At 77.8% G+C, this 20,379-nt stretch carries 12 protein-coding genes; 6 read left to right on the top strand and 6 right to left on the bottom strand.

Going from position 1 to position 20,379, the window contains the following annotated elements; translation table 11 throughout:
- Positions 1-40: 40 nt before the first annotated feature.
- The 5 genes from J5O08_RS08110 to J5O08_RS08090 all read right to left on the bottom strand — a co-directional run bounded on the left by J5O08_RS08110 (position 41) and on the right by J5O08_RS08090 (position 11,100).
- Positions 41-1,093: a cation transporter gene (locus J5O08_RS08110; protein ID WP_308281473.1), complete on the bottom strand. Its 1,053-nt coding sequence runs from the start codon at positions 1,091-1,093 to the stop codon at positions 41-43.
- Complete coding sequence (locus tag J5O08_RS08105) at positions 1,090-1,566, bottom strand: ABC transporter substrate-binding protein (protein WP_218706375.1); 477 nt, start codon at positions 1,564-1,566, stop codon at positions 1,090-1,092. Before J5O08_RS08105 ends, J5O08_RS08110 begins: the two co-directional genes overlap by 4 nt.
- Positions 1,567-1,653: 87 nt before the next feature.
- Complete coding sequence (locus J5O08_RS08100) at positions 1,654-6,876, bottom strand: SdrD B-like domain-containing protein (protein WP_218706374.1); 5,223 nt, start codon at positions 6,874-6,876, stop codon at positions 1,654-1,656.
- 208 nt (positions 6,877-7,084) lie between these two features.
- Positions 7,085-9,751: a LuxR C-terminal-related transcriptional regulator gene (locus tag J5O08_RS21590; RefSeq protein WP_218706373.1), complete on the bottom strand. Its 2,667-nt coding sequence runs from the start codon at positions 9,749-9,751 to the stop codon at positions 7,085-7,087.
- Positions 9,748-11,100: an MFS transporter gene (locus J5O08_RS08090; protein ID WP_218706372.1), complete on the bottom strand. Its 1,353-nt coding sequence runs from the start codon at positions 11,098-11,100 to the stop codon at positions 9,748-9,750. The genes J5O08_RS21590 and J5O08_RS08090 overlap by 4 nt, the downstream gene beginning before the upstream one ends.
- Positions 11,101-11,331: 231 nt before the next feature.
- On the opposite strand from J5O08_RS08090, the gene J5O08_RS08085 reads away from it, so the two are divergent.
- The gene (locus J5O08_RS08085) at positions 11,332-12,360 is read left to right on the top strand and encodes a LacI family DNA-binding transcriptional regulator (protein WP_218706371.1); all 1,029 of its coding nucleotides are present in this window, start codon (positions 11,332-11,334) and stop codon (positions 12,358-12,360) included.
- 125 nt (positions 12,361-12,485) lie between these two features.
- Positions 12,486-14,303 carry a glycoside hydrolase family 2 protein gene (locus tag J5O08_RS08080; protein WP_218706370.1) on the top strand — a complete coding sequence of 606 codons (1,818 nt, stop codon included), beginning with the start codon at positions 12,486-12,488 and terminating at the stop codon, positions 14,301-14,303.
- On the opposite strand, the gene J5O08_RS08075 is transcribed toward J5O08_RS08080, so the two are convergent.
- Positions 14,279-14,899 carry a hypothetical protein gene (locus J5O08_RS08075; RefSeq protein ID WP_218706369.1) on the bottom strand — a complete coding sequence of 207 codons (621 nt, stop codon included), beginning with the start codon at positions 14,897-14,899 and terminating at the stop codon, positions 14,279-14,281. The genes J5O08_RS08080 and J5O08_RS08075 overlap by 25 nt on opposite strands.
- A 118-nt stretch (positions 14,900-15,017) precedes the next feature.
- Between J5O08_RS08075 and J5O08_RS08070 the strand changes: the two genes are divergently transcribed.
- From J5O08_RS08070 to J5O08_RS08055, 4 genes are all read left to right on the top strand, one after another.
- Positions 15,018-16,331, top strand: a complete 1,314-nt coding sequence (locus J5O08_RS08070) for a sensor histidine kinase (protein WP_218706367.1) — start codon at positions 15,018-15,020, stop codon at positions 16,329-16,331.
- On the top strand, positions 16,328-16,993 hold the full coding sequence (locus J5O08_RS08065) for a response regulator transcription factor (RefSeq protein ID WP_218706366.1): 666 nt from the start codon (positions 16,328-16,330) through the stop codon (positions 16,991-16,993). Before J5O08_RS08070 ends, J5O08_RS08065 begins: the two co-directional genes overlap by 4 nt.
- A gap of 70 nt (positions 16,994-17,063) precedes the next feature.
- The gene (locus J5O08_RS08060) at positions 17,064-17,711 is read left to right on the top strand and encodes a TetR/AcrR family transcriptional regulator (RefSeq protein ID WP_218706365.1); all 648 of its coding nucleotides are present in this window, start codon (positions 17,064-17,066) and stop codon (positions 17,709-17,711) included.
- A 38-nt stretch (positions 17,712-17,749) separates the two neighbouring features.
- Entirely contained in the window at positions 17,750-20,305 is a 2,556-nt protein-coding gene (locus J5O08_RS08055; RefSeq protein ID WP_218706364.1) for an MMPL family transporter, read from the top strand.
- The last annotated feature ends 74 nt before the right edge of the window (positions 20,306-20,379 follow it).

The following is a 20,379-nucleotide window of genomic DNA, read 5'->3' as shown; positions in this document are numbered from 1 at the left end:
GGACCGCGGTTGCGGCGGGCGCGCCGCGTGCCCGCGCGGGTCAGCGCGAGCCCGCTCCCTCGCGGCGCTCGTCCTCGCCCTCCGCGGCCGCGACGCCGGGCAGCATCTCCTCCGGGAGCCCCTCGACCGGCACCACCACGAGGTCCTGCACCTTCCAGTCCAGCGCGGTCGCTACCTCCCGGGCCTCCGCGAGCTCGCGCAGGCTCGGCGCGCGACCGTCCCGGGGCACGACGAACGCCTCGACGTGGAACACGTGCCCCTGGTCCCGGACCCGCGACCGCGCGTCCTCGACCCACGGCAGCGCCCGGAGCCGGGCGTCGACCTCCCCGGCGAGCGGGTGCGGCTCGTCGCCGTCGACGGTCGTCGCGCGCGCGTCCATCAGCGCACCGGAGGCGACCCGCAGGTTGGTGATCCCGTCGCGCAGGATGCTGACCGAGATGAACAGCGCCGCGGCGGAGTCGGCCCACCACAGGCCCGCGCCGATGCCGAGGATCCCGACGACCGATCCCAGCGCCGTCATCCAGTCGGCCTTGTTCATGTCGGCGTCCGCGTACAGGACGCGGTCGTGCAGGGTGCGGGCGAGCGGCATCTTGGCCCGGCCCAGCAGCACCGGCGGGATCCCGGTCAGCACCATCGCGCCGATCATCGGCCAGCCGGCCCAGAACACGTGCTCCCCGAGGTGCATGACGCCCACCGGCGGGTGCTCGGCGGCCAGCAGCCCGCTCCCGGAGTCGAGCACCAGGAACGTGCCCATCGTCAGCAGCGCCGCCGCCGCGACCAGGTGCCCGATCCCGACCGACCGGTGGTACCCGTACGGGTGGGCCGTGGTCGGCCGGCGCCGCGCGAACCGCACGGCGACCAGGAACGAGATCGGCGGGATGAACGACAGCAGGTCCTCCGCCCAGGCGGCCTTCATCGCCTGCGAGCTGCCCATCACCAGGTAGACGAGCGTGACGCCGACCATGAGGAACGCGATCGTGCCCCACGCGAGCCGGATCGCCCGGCGCAGCGCCGCCGACTGCTCCTCCGGCAGCTCGGTGTGCCCGAAGGTGACGCCGCCCTCGGCCGCGGCGGCCGGCGCGCGGCCGCTCACGGCAGCACGTCCCGGTGCTGCTCCAGCAGGAAGGTCTCCAGCCGGACGAGGAACGCGTTCTCGCCGAGCGGCGCGGCCATGACGTGCGGCTCGGGCTCGCCGCGCTCGTCGGGCACGGTCGTGTACGGGGTGGTGAGCGCCGCCTGCGCCGACCAGGGCGACCGCCCGGTGAACCCGCCGATGACGAGGTCCAGCTCGCCGGCCTCCAGGTCGCCGATGAGCACCTCCTCGCTGCCCGCGGTCCAGTCGACCTCGGCGCCGAGGGTCTCGGCGAACTCGGCGACGATCTCGGCCTCGAGCCCGGACGGCGCCGCGCCCTCCTGGACCTCGGTCCAGGGCGGGTTGGCGGTGACGCCGACCCGGAGCGCGTCCCCCGTCACCCGCTCGAGCGTGCCGTCGGGGTCGGCAGGGAACCCGCCCGAGCACCCCGCCAGCAGCGCCGCGGTCAGCAGCAGTCCTGCGGTGCGTCTCATGCGGCCCGAGTGAAGCGCCTTCCCGGCGCGCCCGCACGTCGGGGCCGCGCTCCCCCGGTCAGGACCCGGGGGAGCGCGACACCGGGGTCAGCCCCGCCGGCGCGCCAGGCGGGCGCTCAGCGCGAGGCCCCCGAGCCCGAGCAGCACCGCGGCGGCCGCCGCGAGCAGCCCGACGCCCACGCCGGTCACCGCGAGCGCGCCCCCTCCGGCGGTGACCACGACGTCGGCCACGGCCTCGACCGGGTCACCCGGGTCGCCCGGGTCACGCGGGTCGCCCGGGTCACGCGGGTCGCCCGGGTCGCCCGGGTCGCCCGGCAGCGTCGGCCCGAGCACCCGCACCAGCCCCGCGTCCACCGTCGGGTCCAGGTAGTCCGCCGCGACCCCGTCCTCGGGCAGGGCGGGGCGCACCCGGGGCTCGCCGGCCCCGAGCACCACCTCGCGCGTCCAGCCCGCGGCGTCCGCGTCGGAGTCCTCCGCCGCGTCGCCCTGCCGCGCGGCGGTGAACCCGTACCGCCCCGCGAGCGCGCCGTCGAGGACGAACCGCACGCGGTAGGTCCCGGCCGGCAGCAGGTCGAACTGGTACCGCCCGTCCGCGTCGGTGGTGGTCGTGGCGACCGGCTGGTCCGAGCCGGCGGCGTACAGCCGGACCGTCACCCCGCCGACGCCCGGCTCCCCCGGGCCCTGGCGGCCGTCGCGGTCCTCGTCGAGCCACACCCGGTCCCCGAGGGCGTACGTCCGGTGCACGGCGACGCCGGCCCGGTTGGGCTCGAGCGTCTCGTGCTCCACGCCGGAGGGCGTCACGCTGGCGGTGGTGACCACCATCGTGTTCCAGGCCGGGGCGTCGACGTCCGCCGCGGCGGTGTCGTAGGCCGTCGCGGACCGGGTCCGGAACGTCGCCGTGACCGTCTCGCCGGGCAGCAGGTTCGCCGCCGCCAGATCCAGGTCGACGCGCAGGCCGCGCACCCGGGACAGGTCGTCGACCTGGTCCGCGGGGGTCCACACGTCGGCCGCGCAGCCGGCCCCGAACGGGTCGGCCGAGCGCGGGTCGCCGGTGTAGGTGCAGCTCGCGCCGTCGAGCAGGTACGACACGGTCGACGTCGCCCCGTCCGGCAGGCCGGTCAGCCGCAGGTCGCCGAGGTACTCGGTGGCCCACACGCTCCCCCGCGCGCTGCTGCTCTGGGACCGCGAGGTCCCGGTGTCGCCCGCGAACGGCAGCACGTCCACCAGGGTGGCGCTCGCCGTCGGCAGGTTGCCGGTGTTGGTCACCCGCAGCCGCCAGGTCTCGGTCCCGCCCGGCTGGGTGCGCACGAGGCACGGCGTCCGGTAGAACCCGTCGGCGGACACGCACTCCTGCCCGCTCGCCGAGGTGTTGACGACCCCGGTCGGGGCGGCGCCCGGCGCGAGGTCCTCGGCGACGTCCTTGACCCGCAGGTAGTTGGGCAGCGCCACCACGTCGACGCGCGCGGTCGCCTCCCGGATGAGGCCGTCCGCCGACGACAGGACGAACCGGTTGGTCAGCACGGACCCGGCCGGTGTCCCCGCGCGGACGGCGAGCGGCACCGTGACGGCCACCTGCTCGCCGGGCATGAGCCGCGTGCCGGGCGGGAAGGTCACCCGGATCGCGTCGCCGTCGACCACCACGGACGGCTCGGCCGCCGCGATCGCCGCGTCGCCCGGCGTGACCGCGACCGCGGCGGTGCCGTACGCGTCGGGGTCGTACACGAGCTGCGGCCCGGCGGCGTCCGCGGGCAGCACGTCGGCCAGCACCGGGTCCACGATCGGCGCGGTGCCGGTGTTGGTCGCGGTCAGCCGGAACGGCAGCCGCGAGCCGGGACCGGTCGTGGTGGTGGCGGGCGTCTTGGTGACGGTGGCGTCCGCGACGCCGTCCGTGACCGTGTACGTCGCCACGGCCGGGTCCAGCACGACGGGCGCCGGCTGGCGCTCCGCCTGCACGGTCCCGGTGACCTCGTTGGTCAGCGTCCCGGCGGGCACCTCGGCGCCGGTGCTCCGCAGCGTCGACCGGGGGCTGAGCGCGAGCACCGCGGTGGGCCCCTCGAACCCGCCGACCCGGCGGTTCGCGAACCAGGACCCGGCGGGCGCCTGGAACGTCACCCGGACGCCGGTGACGTCCGCCGCCGACGTGCCGTCCGGGAGCGCCGCGGCCCCGTCGGGCAGCGGCGGCATCGTGGTGCTGACGCCGGCCGGCAGCGCGCTGGTGACGGGCGCGGTCCACGCGCCGTCGACGCGGTACTGCACGGCGGCGGTGTAGCCCTCGCCGTCGGCCGCGGTCACCCCCGCGAGCGCCTCGAGGCCCACCAGGTCGAACGCGTCCCAGAACGCCTCCGACGTGTCCTCCAGGACGTACGTCGCCGGTCGGCTGACGGCCTCGTCGCTGACCCGGCGCGCGCTGAGCGACAGCCGCACCGTGCGGTCCTGCGCGGCGTACCGCGTCCCGGTGTCCGGGGAGACCGACTTGGCCAGCGCGCCGTCGAGCGGCTGGAGCGCCTCCGGGTACAGCACGGTGGCCGCCTGCGCGACGTCGGAGGGCGTGCCCGGGCCGAGGTCGCCGACCAGCGTGTTGGTGAGCGTGGTCGACGGCGCCGCGTCGGCGGTGCCGGTGATCGGCGCGCCGGCGCGGGTCTCCGCCCGCAGCACCGTGTCCGCGACGACGACCAGCGCAGCGCCGTCCGGGAGGGTGCCCTCGGCGCGGGCCTCCACGGACACCACGTCCGCGAGGTCCGCCGCCGACAGCGCCGCGACGGCGGCCGCCGAGCCGAGGTCGTGCAGCACCCCGCCGTCGGCGTCGCGCAGCACGACCCGCAGCGTCCCGGTCCCGGCCGGGGCCGTCACCGCGAGGCGGGTGAGGTCGACGTGCTCGAACGTGCTGCCGTTGTCGGTCGCCGGGTCGGGGTCCACCAGCCGCAGCGCACCGACCGGGACGCCCGACACGTTCTGCACCCGCATGGTGATCCGGTTGGCCGGCCGGTCGGCGCCGGGCTCGGCGTTGTCGGCCCCGATCAGCGCGGACGCGTCCCGCCACGACTTGCTCGCGTCCACCCGGCGGATGTCCACCGGGGCGTCGCCCGGGCCGAACGTCACCGTGTCACCGTCGCCGGACGGGCCGGTGAGCCCGGAGCCGACGCCGGTGCCGGTCGCCTCGACCGCCACGTCGTTGCGCAGCGCGGTGCCGGGGGCGACCGCCTGGTCGAGGGCCAGCACCAGCGCGACCCGCGGGGTGAACGTGCCGTCGACGGGCAACGACGCGCCCGTCGGGGTGTAGACGACGCGCACGCCGTCCGCGCCCGCCGGGACGTCGAGGTCGAGCAGCGCCGCGGCGTCGGTCGTCGGGCCCGCGAGCGGGACCCAGGAGCCGCCGGTCCGGACCAGGACCTCGGCGCGCGAGCCGGCCGGGACCTGGACGGAGCCGACCCGGTCGAGCGCGGCCGCGTCCCAGAGCGTCGACCCGGCGTCCCCGCCGGCGACGTCCTCGATCACGAGCGACCCGACCGGGACGGTGGTGTCGGCGGAGACCCGGCCGGTCAGCGTGGCGACGAGCTCCTGCCCGGGCGCGCCCGGCAGCGGGGCGCCCTGCGCCTGCTGGGTGAGCGCCTTGCTCGCCGTCGTCACGACCTGGCGCGGGACCACGGTGAGCTGCGCGGACGCGGTGCGCTCCGCCGCGGGGGTGCCGTCGGCCGCCTCGCCGTCGACCGCCACCTCGTTGGTGAAGGCGCGCACCGGCGACCACGCGGGGTCGGTGGCGACCCGGAACGGCACCGTCGCCGTGGCCCCCGGCGCGAGCGTGCCGCGGTACTCGACGACGAAGCCGGTCACGACAGCACCGGCGGGCGGCGCGGGCCAGGTGGTGACCCCACCGGCCGGCGGCGCCACGGCGACCGGGCCGCCGACCCCGGTGCCGAGGAAGGTCACGGTCGCGCCGGTGGCGCCGGTGGGCCACGCCGCCGCGTCGACGGCGCCCGCGCCGTCGGTGCCGAACCCGTCGAAGCCGAGCAGGCCGGAGGCCGGGTCGCCGAGCGGGCCCGCGCCGGCGGCGGAGGGCTCCGCGACGCGCAGCACGGACAGCTCGGTGTTCGAGGCGTTGCGGGCGGTCAGCCGGACGACCGAGGGCTGCCCGGCCACCACCTCCGCGCGGGCCGCGCCGTCGAAGGTCTTGCCGGCCGCGACCTCGACGGTCACCGGGTTGATCTGGAAGGTCGCCGAGGCGGTGCCGGTCGCGTCGCCGCGCGGGGTCGTCAGCGCCGCCGAGGCGGTGTTGGGGACCCGCGTGGTGGCGCCCCGGTCGGCCGTGCCCGCCTGCCCGAGCACCAGCGCGACGGAGCCCGCGGCCCCGCCGGCGACGATGGTGCCCTCGGGCGCGCCGTCCCCGGCGAACCGCAGGGCGACGCCCGAGACCGTCGCGAGGTCCACGCCGCCCGCGTCGAGCGCCGCGCCGGGCGCGAACGGGCCGACCGTGACGGTGCCGCCCGGCGTGGTCAGGTCGACCGCGACGGACGTGGCGCCCTCGGGCGGCGTCCAGGAGCCCAGGCCGCGCAGCACCAGCGGCGTGCCGGGGCCGAAGGCGGCCGGGGTCCCGGCGGCCGGGTCCGTGACCGTCAGCGTCGTGGCGGCGACGGGCGAGGTGTTCTGCGCGCCCAGCGTCACGGTGACGTCGCCGGGGTCGCCTGCGACCTGGTCGACCGGGGCGACGCGCTTGGTCACCGCGACGCTCGGGGTCACCGGGACGACGACACCGACGGTCGCCGGGGCGCTCACCGGGTCGGCGTTGCTCGCCGTGACGGCGGCGGTGTTGGTCACCGACCGGCCGTCCCAGGACAGCGGCGTGCCGGCGGGCAGGGTGGTGCGCAGCAGCACGCTGACGCTCTGACCCGCCGCGAGGCCGACCACGCCGGGGTGGCTCGGGTCCGTCTCGCGGAACGCCACCCGGGCGGTCGCGCCGGACACGGCCACGACCGCCTGCCCGGTCTGCTCGGCCTGCACCGTCACGCCGTCGGCGTCCAGCACGAACGGCTCCGGCACGGCGTCCTCGAGCGCGACGTCGGCGCACATCGCGACGATCGACTCGCAGGTCACCTCGACGGTCCACGTCACGCCGTCACCCGGCCGCGCCGTCGTCGCCGACGCCGTCTTGCGCACGGCCAGCGTGCCGCGGTCGCCCTCGGCCGCGCTCGCCGCCTGCGGCGCGGCGACCGCGAGCACCGCGCTGACCAGCAGCAGCGCCAGCACCGTCGCGAGCGCCGTCAGCCGCTCCAGCATCCCCCGTGACGCGCCGCGCGCGCCCGATCCCCAGCTCATCCCCGTACCCATCCCTCGACTGCGCCGGCGGAACGGGCGCGGGTCGCGCGCCCTGGTCCGGCGGATCGGGGATCGGGAGCGCGGCCGGGGGCGGGGAGGTGAGAGCCGGGGTGAAAGGCCACGGCGGCTCGTCGGGCGCCGTGGGCGGGCGGCACGCCGGGGGCGCGGCACGCCGAGCCCCGAGGTCGGCGTCCGGCGCAGGCGCGGGTCAGAGCAGGCCGAGCTCCCGCAGCCGGGCGACGGCGTCCGCACGGTTGCGGACCCCGAGCTTGCGGTAGGCGGTCCGCGCCTGCGACTTCACCGTGTTGTGCGATACGTGCAGCCGCGCGGCCACCTCGGCCAGGCCGGCGTCGTCTGCGAGCTGCCGGAGCACGACGAGCTCGCGCTCGGTGAGCCCGGCGCCCGGGGCAGCGTCCGGGACCGGCGCCGGCAGGCCGGAGAGCACCGCGAGCACGTCGGCCGTCGCGGCGTCGGGCGCCCCCAGCGTGGCGATCGCCGCGCGCTCCGCCGGGCTCACCAGCAGCCAGCCCGTCCGCGAACCGCCGACCGCGACCACGGCGCACGCCTCGCGCAGCGCCCGGGACGCCACCGCCCGGTGCGCGGCGACCCGGGCCGCCGGGTCGTCGACCGCCGCGGCGCGCTCCTCCGCAGCAGGCGCCGTCGCGGCCGCCAGCAGGAACCGCCGGGCGGCGCGCAGCCGCGGCCCCTCGTCGGGCAGGTCCGGTGCGGCGAGCAGCGCCCGCGCCTCGTCCCGCCGCCCGACCGACAGCAGCAGCCGCCCCCGCGCGACCCGGGCCGCGGCGTGCGGGCCGCGGACGGGCTCGAGCAGCTGCAGGCCGCGCTCGGGCTGGCCCGCGGCGAGGGCCAGCAGCGCCCGCGAGGCGGCGAGCCGAGCCCGCCAGTACGCGGTGGTCGGTGCGCGCCGGCCCCGGTGCAGCGCCGACGCGAGCGCCTCCTCGCCGGCGACCGCCTGGCCGAGCAGCAGGTCGGCCGTGGCCCGCGCCTCGGCGAACGCCGGCCAGAACTCGTTCGTCCGCAGCTCGTCGGCCAGGTCGTCCAGGAGCGCCACCGCGGCGGCCGGGTCGCCGTCCTCGAGAGCCAGGTGGACCCGCGCCAGGTCGAGCGGCGAGCGCCGGTAGGCGGTCTCGGGGCGCCGGGGTGGCTCGGTCGCCCCGGCGGCTTCGACCGCCGCGCGTGCGCCGGCCACGTCGCCCTGGACCGCGAGGAAGCCGGCCGCGAGCGCCTGGGCCGTGAACGCGCCGAGGGAGCCGGTCCGCTCGTGCGCCAGCCCGCCCGCAGCCACGGCGAGCCCTCGATCCACGTCGCCCGCGGTCAGCAGCGAGGTCCCGAGCTGCCGGTGCAGCAGCGCCCGGAGCCCGTCGACGGTCGCGTCCGACCCGGGCGGCGTCGCGGCGAGGTGCTCCACGGCCGCGAGGGCCGCGGTCCGGGCGCGGCCGCCGCGGCCGAGCAGCCGCATGGCGACGCTCTCCGCGGAGCGGAGCACCGCGCGCTCGGCGGTCGTCGCCCGCGGCAGGTGCAGCACGGCCCCGCCGGCGGCGACCGCGAGCCACTCGAGCGCGCGCGCCCGGTGCTCGGCCCGGGTGTTGTGCAGCAGCGCGAGCAGCAGCGCCAGCGCCGGGCGCCCGGCGACCGCGGTCCGGGGCAGCCGCTCGAGCACCCGGATCGTGTCCTCCGCGCTGGTCCGCTGCCCGGCGCCCCAGACGCGCATCACGACGGTCGTCACCAGGTCGACGTCCCCGGTCTCGGCCGCCGCGTGCAGCGCCGGGTAGTACCGGCCCGCCTCCAGGCCCCAGTCGACGACGGTGCGGAGCAGCCCGTCGACGGCCTCCGGCTCCGCGCGCTCGAGGTCGGCGCGCAGGGCGGCGCGGACCACCGGGGTGAGCCGCAGCTCCGGCCCGTCCGGCGCGGGGGCACCGCCCGGGACCGCGGCCCGCTCCTCCCACGCGCCGAGCCCGTCGCGCTCGAGCCGCGCGAGCAGCGCCGCCCCGCCGTCCCCCACGAGGGCGTCCGCGAGCGCGGGCGGCAGGGTCGCGGCGACCGAGAGCCGGCGCGCCGCCGCCAGGACGGCCTCGTCCCCCGGGTCACGCTCCAGCACCGCCCGCACCCCGCGCGCCGCGACGTCGACCAGGTCGCGGTGCGACGCCGTGCGCAGGTCGACGGTGCCGGACGCGGCGGCGAGCGCGACCGTCCGCACCAGCACCCCGAGCCCGTCGCCCGCCTCCCGCACCCGGTGCGCCGCGGCCGGGTCCTGGCCGGCGCGCGCGAGCACGTCCGCCACCTCCGCGTCGTCCAGCCGCAGGTCCTCCGGTCCGAGCGCCACCACGTCCAGCCGCAGCGCCGCGGCGGCGAGCAGCCGGTCCTGGGTCGCACGGGTGGTGACGGCGACGTGCAGCAGGTCCGTCCCCGCGAGCACCTCGACCAGGTCGTCGTCGACCCGCGGCGAGGAGATCGCCTCGTAGCCGTCGAGCACCAGCAGCACCGGGCCCGCCATCGCGCGGAGCGCCCGGACGACCTCGGCCGCGGCCGCCCGCCCGCCGCGCCGGACGGCACCGCGCGCCGCGTCGGCCGGCCCGTCGGCCAGCAGCCCGGCCCCGGCGACCTGCTCGAGCAGGGCCGACCACGGCTCCGGGCCGGCGGCCTCGGCGTCGAGCCAAACGACCGTGCGCTCCGCCGGGACGCCCGCGCGCACCCAGGACGCGAGCAGCAGGGTCTTGCCCGCGCCCGCGGGACCGTGCAGGACCACGAGCGACGCGTCCGGGTCGAGCAGGCCGAGCGGGCGCGGTCGCGGCACCGCCCAGGTCGGCACCCGAGGCACGCCGCGCGGCGGCGCGGTCGCGGGGGTCGCGGGGGTCACCGGCCGCTCCGTACCGCCGCGGCCAGCGCCACGGCGCCGGCCAGCACCGCGAGGACGGCGGGCGCCTCCGGCCGCAGCCCGTAGGCCGAGGTCGCCAGCAGCGGCCCGAGGACGAACGTCGCCGCGTTCCCCGCGTTCACGAGGCCGGCGACGTCGCCCTGGCTGCCGGGGCCGACGGCGACCGACGCCGCCGACGTGCAGCCCGCCGCCGCGCCGCCCACCGCGGCGCCGAACAGCGCCGCGACCCCGACGAGCACGGGCGCCGGGACCGGCGCGAGGTAGACCACGAGCGCCCCGAGCGCCAGGGCCGACCCCACGCGCACGAGCCGCCAGGGCGCCCACCGCAGCCGGGGCACCAGGACGCCCTGGGTCAGCATCGACCCCACGCCCGCCGCGAGCAGCAGCCCACCGGTCAGCGCCGTCGCGCGCGCCGGGCCGAGGCCGTACCGGTCCTGCACGAGGAACCCGACGCTGCCCTGGACCAGCGCGAGCGCGAGGAACACGGCCACCGAGGCGACGACCGCCGCCCGTACCCCGGGCACCGCGAGGCCGCCGAGCAGGTCGGCGCGGGACCGGTCGGTGTCGAGCCGGTCCGCGCGGGGCCGGTCGGGTACGGGATCCGCCGGGGCGTCGACCGCCGGACCGCCCGCCGCCGGGTCCACCCCGACCGGGTCGTCCACGACCGAGCCGCCGACCGCCGCGCCCTCGCCCCCGAGCCGGCCGCCGGCCGCGATCACCACGACCACGGCACCGGCGAGCAGGACCACCGTGGCGAGCACGGGCGCCGCCGTGCCCAGCCCCGCGAGGGCGGCCGCGAGCCCCGCGCCGACGGCGGTCGCGAGCCCGCGGACGGCGCCCGCCCGGGCGATCCAGCCGACCCGCTCGGCCTGGGTGCGGGACCGGGCGACGAGCACCACCTGGGTCGCGGGTCCCGCGGCGGCGACGGCGGCCCCGATCCCGAGGCCGCGCGCCAGCAGCAGGAGCGCCCACGCCCAGCCCGCGTGGGCGGGGCCCGCGGCGAGCACCGCGGCGACGACACCTGCGCCGAGCGCGCCGGCCAGCACGGCTGCCAGGAGCACGGGTCGGGGGCCGCGCCGGTCGGCCCGGCGCCCCCACCAGGGGCTCGACAGCACGACCACCGCGGCGGACAGCGACGTCACGGCGCCGGCCTGCCAGTCGGCCAGCCCGAGCTGCCGCGTCAGCGCGGGCAGCACGGCCGCGGTCGCGACCTGGGCCACCCCGACGGCGCCGAGGGCGAGCAGCGCGACGACCGCCCCGCCCCGACGGCCCCCGACGACCGGCCCCACCTGCGGCGGGACCGCGACGGACGGCAGGGGGCGCGACGGCACAGCCGCACCCTACCGACGCCCGCGGGACGACCCGCCCCGCCGTCCGCTCCCGACCCGGCCCCGCCGCCGGGCGCCGAGCACCCGGCACCGAGTGCCTATAGGACACGTCGACTGCCTACCCAGCGGATAGGCAGTCGACGTGTCGCATGCGCACTCGGGCGGGTGGGGCGGGCGGGGCGGGGCGGGCGTCAGCCCGCGGGGCGCGCGGAGCGCCGCGCTAGGGTGCCCCGCATGGCGCGCAGGGCGGCGGTGACGCTGCAGGAGGTGGCCCGGGCGGCGGGCGTGTCCCCGCGCACCGTGTCGAACGTCGTCACCGGCTACCCGCACGTCGCCCCCCGGACCCGCGCGCACGTGCAGTCCGTCATCGACCGGCTCGGCTACCGCGCGAACGCCGCCGCACGCTCGCTGCGCACCGGCCGCACCGGCCTGCTGGGCCTGGTCGTGCCGGCGCTGGACCAGCCCTACTTCGCCGAGCTCGCCCGCGCCGTGGTGCGCGAGGCCACGGGCGCCGGGTTCACGGTCGTCGTCGACCAGACCGACGGCGACCCCGACCGCGAGCGCGAGCTGCTGCTGCGCGGCCCGCGCGGCGCGCTGTTCGACGGCCTGGTGCTCAGCCCGCTGGCGCTGACCCCGGACGACCTGGCCGCCGCGGACCCGGACCGGCCCGTGGTGCTGCTGGGCGAGCGGACCGTCCCGACGTCCTTCGACCACGTGCACATCGACAACGTCGCCGCCGCGCGCGAGGCCACCGCGCACCTGGCGGCCGCGGGACGGCGGCGGATCGCGGCGATCGGGCTCGAGCCCGGGGCCGCCGCCCGCACGGGCCGCCAGCGCGAGGCGGGGTACCGGCTCGCGCTGGAGGACGCCGATCTGCCCGCGGACCCCCGGCTCATGCGGTACGTCGACGCCTACGAGCGGTCCGCGGGGTTCGACGCCATGTCGGCCCTGCTGGACGAGGACCCGCGGCCGGACGCGGTGTTCTGCTTCACCGACGTGCTCGCCGCGGGCGCGCTCCGCGCGTGCCTGACCCGCGGGATCCGGGTGCCCCAGGACGTGGCGATCATGGGGTTCGACGACGTCGAGGAGGCGCGGTTCGCCACGCCGTCGCTGTCGTCGGTGCGGCCGGACCGGGACGCGATCGCGCGGGCCGCGGTCGGCCGGCTGGTGACGCGGGTGCAGCTCGGCGAGGAGGCCGGGCCCGCCGAGGACGTGACCGTGCCGCACGCGGTCGTGGGCCGGGAGTCGACCGCCGCGTCCTGATCCCCGCGTCGCACGCGGCCCGGCACCCGACACGCACCGGCGCATGACGTGACGCGCTTGTTTGCCACGTGGCAACATGGCCGTGCGCGACCTGGCCAGCACACCCGTGACCCCGAAGGACCGCCATGACGACGACGTCAGCAGCCGACCGCGGCCTGCACCCCCGCCCCCAGCTCGTCCGCCCGGACCGCTGGTGGTCGCTCGACGGGCCGTGGGCCTTCGCGTTCGACGACGCGGACGCCGGGCTGCGCGAGCGCTGGCACGCCCCGTCGGCGGCGGACCGGTTCGACCGCGAGATCGTCGTGCCGTTCCCGCCGGAGTCGTCCGCCTCGGGCGTGGGCGACCACGCCGACCACGCGGCCCTCTGGTACCGCCGGTCGTTCTCGGTCCCGGCCGACCTCGGCGCGGGCGCGGGCGCAGACCGGCTGCTGCTGCACCTCGGCGCCGTCGACCACGAGGCCGACGTGTGGGTCGACGGCCAGCACGCGGTCCGGCACGAGGGCGGCCAGACCCCGTTCTCGGTCGACGTCACCGACCTGCTCGACCCGGCGACCGCGCCCGACGCGCACGTCGTCGTGGTGCGCGCGACCGACGACCGCACCGACGTCGAGCAGCCCCGCGGCAAGCAGGACTGGCAGCCCGAGCAGCACGCGATCTGGTACCACCGCACCTCCGGCATCTGGCGCACGGTCTGGCTGGAGCAGGTGCCGCCGGTCGCCGTGGCCGACGTCGCGTGGCGTCCCGACGTTCCCGGCGGCCGGGTGACCGCCCAGGTCCGGCTGCGCGCCACCGCGCCCGCGGGCATCCGGGTCCGGGTGCGGCTGACCCGGGCCGGCGAGGACCTGGGCGCGGCCGAGGTGCCGGTCGAGGGCTCCGTGGCCGACGTGTCCGTCGCGATCCCCCGGCAGGCCAACGGCCAGCTCTACGAGCGGCTGCTGTGGTCGCCGGACAGCCCGGTGCTGCTCGACGCGGAGGTCACCCTGCTCGCCGACGGAGCGGAGCTCGACCGCCTGGAGTCGTACTGCGGCCTGCGCTCGGTCGCGGTGCACGGCGGCACTCTGCTGCTCAACGACCGGCCGTTCTTCCTGCGGTCCGTCCTCGAGCAGGGGTACTGGCCGGAGTCGCACCTGACCCCGCCGAGCCCCGACGCCCTGCGCGCGGAGGTGCAGCTGACCAAGGACCTCGGGTTCAACGCGGTCCGGGTGCACCAGAAGGTCGAGGACCCGCGGTACCTGTACTGGTGCGACGCGCTCGGGCTCGCGGTGTGGTCGGAGACGGCCGGCGCGTACCGGTTCAGCGACGAGGCGGTCGCCCAGCTGACCCGCGAGTGGCTGGACGTCGTGCGCCGCGACGTCTCGCACCCGTCGATCATCGCGTGGGTGCCGTTCAACGAGTCCTGGGGGGTGCAGCACATCCCGCACGACCCGGCGCAGCAGGCCTACAGCCGGGCGCTCACCGACCTCACCCGCGCGCTCGACCCGACCCGCCCGGTCATCTCGAACGACGGCTGGGAGCACACGGCCTCCGACCTCCTGACCGTGCACGACTACGCCGACAGCGGCGCGGTGCTCGGCCCGCGGTACGCGGACGCGGCGGCGGTCGCGGCGACCCTCGACGGCGTCGGGCCGGCCGGGCGGCGGATGTGGGTCGGCGGCCCGGCCCCCGAGCCGGGCGCCATCCCCGTGCTGCTGACCGAGTTCGGCGGCGTCTCCTACGCACCCGGCGCGCCGGAGGGGTCGTGGGGCTACTCCGAGGCCCGGTCGACCGAGGACCTGGAGGCGCGGCTGTCCGACATCGTCGGGGCCGTCCGCGCGTCGACGGTGCTGCAGGGCTACTGCTACACCCAGCTCACCGACACCGGCCTCGAGACCAACGGCCTGTGCGACGAGCACCGGAACCCGAAGCTCCCGCCGGAGACCTACCGCCGGATCTTCGCGGGCTGAGCGCCGTCGCCCGCGCGGGGCTCCTCCTCGCGCCGCGCGGGCGTCAGCGTCTCCCACACCGGGCCGAACACCAGCCACGCCACCAGCACGAGCGTGGCTCGCGCCCCCCAGCCGAGCAGCACCTCGCGCTGCTGCGCCGCCGCCTCGCCCGCGCCGGAGGCGACCAGCAGCAGCACGCCGAGCACGGCCCACGCGACGGCCCAGGCCAGCAGCACCCGGAGCCACAGCGCCCACTCGTACCGGACCCGCACCGGCCCGTGCTTCGGCGGCCGCACCGGCTCGGGCCCGCCGAAGAACCGGTGCGCCACCCACGCGTCGACCGCGTGCACCGTCCGCTTCCCGAACGCGACCGTGAACCCGAGGTAGAGCGCCGCGAGCCCGTGGGTCCAGGTCGCCTCGCTGCCCCGGAGCAGGTCGCCGACCGTCGCGACCAGCAGCACCACCTCGAGCAGCGGCTCGCAGAGCAGCAGCACCGTCGACAGGCGGCGCCGCCGCAGCACGTAGCGCGCGACGACCGCCGCGGCGAGGAACACCCAGAAGGCGACCTCGCAGGCGACGACGAGCAGGGCGACGGGGTTCTCGCGCAGGGCGTCCATGCCGGGCAGCCTCGCGGCGGGGACGGGGCGCCGGCGTCGGCCGTCCGCACGATCCCGGCGGCGCGCGTCGTCCGTTCGGAGGACCCGCCGGGGCGGAGGTCCGTGCTGGGATGGCCGCATGCCTCCGCGACGACCCGCCCGGTGGCCGCGGCTCGACGACCGCGGCGTCGCCCTGGTGTACCTCGGCGTCGGCCTGCTGCTGCTCGGCCTCGGCGTGACGAGCACCGCCCCGGCGGCCGACGGCCCGGCGGCGGACGCGCTGCACGCCGCGCTCCTGGTCGCCGGCTGCGCGGCCCTCGCCGCCAAGCGCCGGCACCCGCTGGCGGTGCTGCTCGTGGCGACGGGCGCGTTCGCCGGGACCCTGCCCGTCGGCGGCTCGGTCGGCCTGCTGCTGGTGCTGTGGGACGCGCTGTACTCGGCCGGGATGCACCTGCCCGCGCGCGGGCGGCGCGGGCTCGTCGCCGTGGTGGCCGTGCTGACAACCGCGGCGGCGGTCGCCGGCGGCGTCCTCGGCGACGGCCTCCGCGACGCCGCCCAGGCGCTGCTGTTCGCCGCCGCGGTGCTGGTCACGCCGCTGTGGTGGGCGGCCGACGTCCGGATCCGCACGGAGTCGGCCGCGTTCGAGGCGCGCCGCGCCGCGCTGGAGCGGCGGCAGGCCGACCTCGCGCGGGCGCACGCCGCGGACGTCGAGCGGATCGCCGATCTCGACCGGGACGCCGCCGTGCGGGAGGAGCGCGCCGCGATGGCCCGCGACCTGCACGACGTGGTCGCGTCCCGGCTGTCGGCGATCGCGATCCACGCCGAGGCGGCGCTCGCCGGGGAGCCGGAGGCGGGGCGCGACCGGGCCGCGCTCGGCGCCGTCCGCGCGGAGGCGGTCGCGTCGCTCGCCGAGATGCGGTCGATGGTGCTCGTGCTGCGCGGGGGCGGGGGCGACCCGCCGGCCGGGGCGGCTGCCGGGCTGGACCGGCTGCCCGACCTGGTCGCCGACGCCGAGGGCCGCGGCCTGGACGTGCGCGTGTCCGCGTCCCCGCAGCCTGCGCTGCCCGCGGTGGTCGACCAGGCCGCGTACCGCATCGCGGGCGAGGCGCTGCGGAACGCCGCCGCGCACGGGCCGGCCGGGGGCCGGGTGGACGTGCGGGTGGCCGCGGGCGACGGCCTGCTGGAGGTGGAGGTCGTGAGCGCGCTCCGGCCGGCGGTCGACCCGGGCGCGGAGGGCGCGGACCCGGCCGGCAGCCAGGGCCGGGCCGGCCTCGGGTCCGCGACCGGGCTGCTCACCATGCGCGAGCGCGCCCGGTCCCTCGGCGGCGACGTGACCGCCGGCCCCGAGGGCGCTCGGTGGCGGGTGCGTGCGGTGCTGCCGCTCGCCGACGCCGCCCTTCCAGCCGCCGGGCGCCCGGCCGCCCCCGCCACCCGCACGGCGGCAGCCCGATGACGGTCCGCGTCCTGCTCGCCGACGACCACGGCGCCATCCGAGCCGGCCTGCGCCTCATGCTCGACCAGGCGCCGGACGTCACGGTCGTGGGCGAGGCCGCCGACGGCGCCGCCGCCGTCGCCAACGCCCGCGCCCTGCGCCCCGACGTCGTGCTCATGGATGTCCGGATGCCTGGCACCGACGGCATCGAGGCGACCCGCCGCATCGCCGCCGAGGGCCTCGGCGCCGTCGTCGCGCTGACCACCTTCGACCTCGACGAGTACCTGTTCGGGGTGCTGCGCGCGGGCGCCGTCGGCTTCCTGCTCAAGTCGGTCGGGGCGGCGGAGCTGGTCGAGGCCGTGCGCCGGGTCGCCGCCGGCGAGGGCGTCCTCGCGCCCGAGGTGACCCGCCGGGTGCTCGCCGCGTCGGTGTCTGCGCCCGAGGGCCCTGCTCCCGGCGCCGGCCCGGTGGAGCCGCCGCCCGGGCTCGACCTGCTCACCGCCCGCGAGCGCGAGGTGCTGGTGCTCCTCGCCGGCGGCCGGTCCAACCAGCAGGTCGCCGACGCCCTGACTGTCTCCGAGACCACCGCGAAGACCCACGTCAGCCGGGTGCTCGCGAAGCTGGGCTGCCGGACCCGGCTGGAGGCCGCCGCGGTCGCGCACCGCGCCGGGCTCGTGACCTGAGCCACACCTGCCCGCATTGCACCCCGTGCACGGTTGCACAGAGTGCACCCACGTGCCTACGGTCGTCCGCGTGACGACGGAGACGGCGGGGACGGACCGGCGGGCGGCGCTCAAGGCGCGGTCCCGGCGCGCGATCCTGGACGCCGCCGACGCCCTGATCGCCGAGCGCGGCACCGCCCAGTTCACCGTCGACGAGCTCGCCGAGCGCGCCGACGTGTCCCGGCGCACCGTGTTCAACCACTTCGGGTCGCTCGAGGACGTCGTCCTGTCCACCTGCACCGAGCGGCTCGGCGTGGTCATCGACCAGGTCCAGGCCGTCGCGAGCGCGACCCCGGTGGGCGACGGCACCCGGGCGTCGATGTTCGACGAGCTCGCGCAGACCCTCCGCGGCGCGGACCTGCCGCCCGCGATCACCTACCTGGCCGGCGCGCTCGGCCCGCTCGCCGAGGGTGACGACCCCCGGGCGAACATGCTGGCGCAGGAGGCGTTCTCCCGGGTCGCCGACCACCTCTCGGCCGAGCTGGTCCGCCGCTACCCGCGCGCCGAGCTGCTGGACGTCCGGCTGCTCGTCTCCTCCCTGGTGCACGGCGTCGCCGTCATCGCGATGCACTGGTGCACCACCACCGACCCCACCGCGCCGGACGCCCGCGCGCAGTGGGACGCCCTCGTCGACCGGCTCATCCAGAGCGTCCGAGCCGGGTACATGCCGGAGCACTGACGCCCCGCACTCCCACCACCACCGAGAGAACAGGGACCATGGCAGGACTCCTCTACCGCATCGGGCGCTTCTCGGCCCGCCGCGCCTGGGCCGTCGTGACGGCCTGGGTCGTCGTGCTCGCCCTGGCCGTCGGCGCGTACTTCGCGTTCGGCGGGCAGCTCACCTCCGCCGTCACCATCCCCGGCACCGCCACCGAGCGCGTGACCGAGCAGCTGGCCGACGAGTTCCCCGCCGCGAGCGGCGGCAGCGGCACGGTGGTGTTCCACACCGCCGACGACGCCCCGTTCACCGACGCCCAGCAGACCGCGATCAGCGACACGCTGGCCGGCCTCGCGGACGTCGACGGCGTCACGGGCGCCACCGACCCGTTCCAGACGACCGCCCAGCTCGAGGAGCAGCAGGCGCAGGTCACCGCCGGCCGCGACCAGATCGAGCAGGGCCAGGCCCAGCTCGAGGCGGGGCAGGCCCAGCTCGACGCCGGCCAGCAGCAGCTCGACGCCGCGCAGGCGCAGCTCGACACCCAGCGCGCGCAGGCGGAGGCCGCGGGCGCCCTCGCCGCGGTGCAGCCCCAGCTCGACGCCGGCCAGGCGGAGATCGACGCGCAGCAGGCGCAGCTCGACGCGCAGGCGCAGCAGCTGACCGACGGCCTCGCCGAGATCGAGACGCAGAGCGCCCAGCTCGAGGCCGGCGCCGACCTGCTGGAGCTGTCCTCCGGCATCCGCCTCGTCTCCGAGGACGGCACCGCCGCGGTCGGCACCATCGCGTTCGAGGACTCGCAGTTCGAGATCGCCCCGGAGACCAAGGAGGCCGTCGTCGACGCCCTCGAGTCCGCGGACCTGCAGGGCGTGGACGTCGAGCTGTCGTCCGACCTGACCCAGGAGATCCCGAGCGTGCTCGGCCCGGGCGAGGTCATCGGCGTGGTCGTCGCCGGCATCGTCCTGCTGGTCATGCTGGGCTCGCTGGTCGCCGCCGGCCTGCCGATCCTGTCCGCCCTCGTCGGCGTCGGCATCGGCGCGGTCGCCTCGCTGGCGCTGTCCGGCGCGGTCGAGATGCTGTCCGTCACCCCGGTGCTCGGCATCATGCTCGGCCTCGCGGTCGGCATCGACTACTCGCTGTTCATCCTCAACCGGCACCGCCGCCAGCTGCGCGACGGGGTCGAGCTCGAGGAGTCGATCGGGCTGGCCAACGGCACCGCGGGCAACGCGGTCGTGTTCGCCGGTACCACCGTCCTGGTCGCGCTGCTGGCGCTCAACGTCACCGGCATCCCGTTCCTGGGCCTCATGGGCACGGTCGGCGCCATCTGCATCCTCGTGGCGATCCTCATCGCGATCACGCTGACCCCGGCGCTGCTGTCCCGGATCGGCCTCAAGGTGCTGCCGAAGAAGCAGCGCGCGACGGTCGGCCACGAGGAGCCCGAGGCCGTCCCCACCACCCCGATGACGACCTCCCGCGCGGTGCTCACGCTGGTCGCTGGTGTGGCGGCGCTGCTGATCATCGCGATCCCGGCGCTGTCGATGCGGCTCGGCCTGCCGGACGGCTCCTCGGAGTCCCCGGAGTCGACCCAGTACCGGGCGTACCAGATCACCGCGGACAAGTTCGGCGCGGGCGTGAACGGCCCGCTGCTGGTCGTGGCGAACCTGCCGGACGCGGTGTCCGAGGAGGACCTGACGGCGGAGCAGGTCCGCATCGGGACCGAGCTCGCGGCGCACGACGACGTCGTGGCGGTCGCCCCGATCGGCGCCAACGAGGCCGGCACGATGCTCGCGTTCCAGGTCGTCCCGACCGAGGGCCCGAACAGCGAGTCGACCGAGGCCCTCGTGCACGCGCTGCGCGACTCGTCCCCGATCGAGGGAGACGTGGAGCTCGGCGTCGCCGGCACCGCGAGCGCCAACATCGACGTCTCCGAGAAGCTGTCCGACGTGCTGCCGGGCTACCTGGCGATCGTCGTCGGCCTGTCGCTGATCATCCTCATCATCGTGTTCCGGTCGATCTTCGTCCCGGTCACCGCGACGCTCGGGTTCGTCATGTCGCTGTTCGCCGGGTTCGGCGGCGTCGTGGCGATCTACCAGTGGGGCTGGCTCGGCTCGGTGTTCGGGGTGCACGACCCCAGCCCGGTGCTGAGCTTCCTGCCGATCATCGTCACCGGCGTGCTCTTCGGCCTCGCCATGGACTACCAGCTGTTCCTGGTGTCCGGCATGCGCGAGGCCTACGCCCACGGCGTCGACCCGCGGGTGGCGGTCCGGCGCGGTCTGCACGCCGGCCGGGTCGTCGTCACCGCGGCGGCGATCATCATGGCCTCGGTGTTCGCCGGGTTCATCTTCGCGGAGTCGTCGATCATCCGGCCGCTCGGCTTCGGCCTGGCGTTCGGCGTGCTGCTCGACGCGTTCGTGGTCCGCATGCTCCTGATCCCGGCCGTCATGCACCTGGCCGGCAGGTGGGCGTGGTGGATCCCGAAGTGGCTCGACCGGATCCTGCCGGACGTCGACGTGGAGGGCGCCTCGCTCGAGCGCAGCCACCCGCACCCGATGCACCGCACGTCGGCCGACCCCGACGAGGGCGTGCCGTCGGAGGGCGAGCCGGCGCACCGCGCCTGACCCAGCACGACCCCCGAGTGGAGCGTCCTGCCCGACACGCCCGGCGTGTCGCGGCAGGACGTTCCACTCGTCTC

The sequence above is a fragment of the Cellulomonas sp. PS-H5 genome (genome assembly GCF_019265565.1).
In the GTDB taxonomy this organism is placed as follows: Bacteria; Actinomycetota; Actinomycetes; order Actinomycetales; family Cellulomonadaceae; genus Cellulomonas.
The sequence above is the reverse complement of the archived record's forward strand: the minus strand, read 5'-3'. Positions and strand labels throughout refer to the sequence as shown.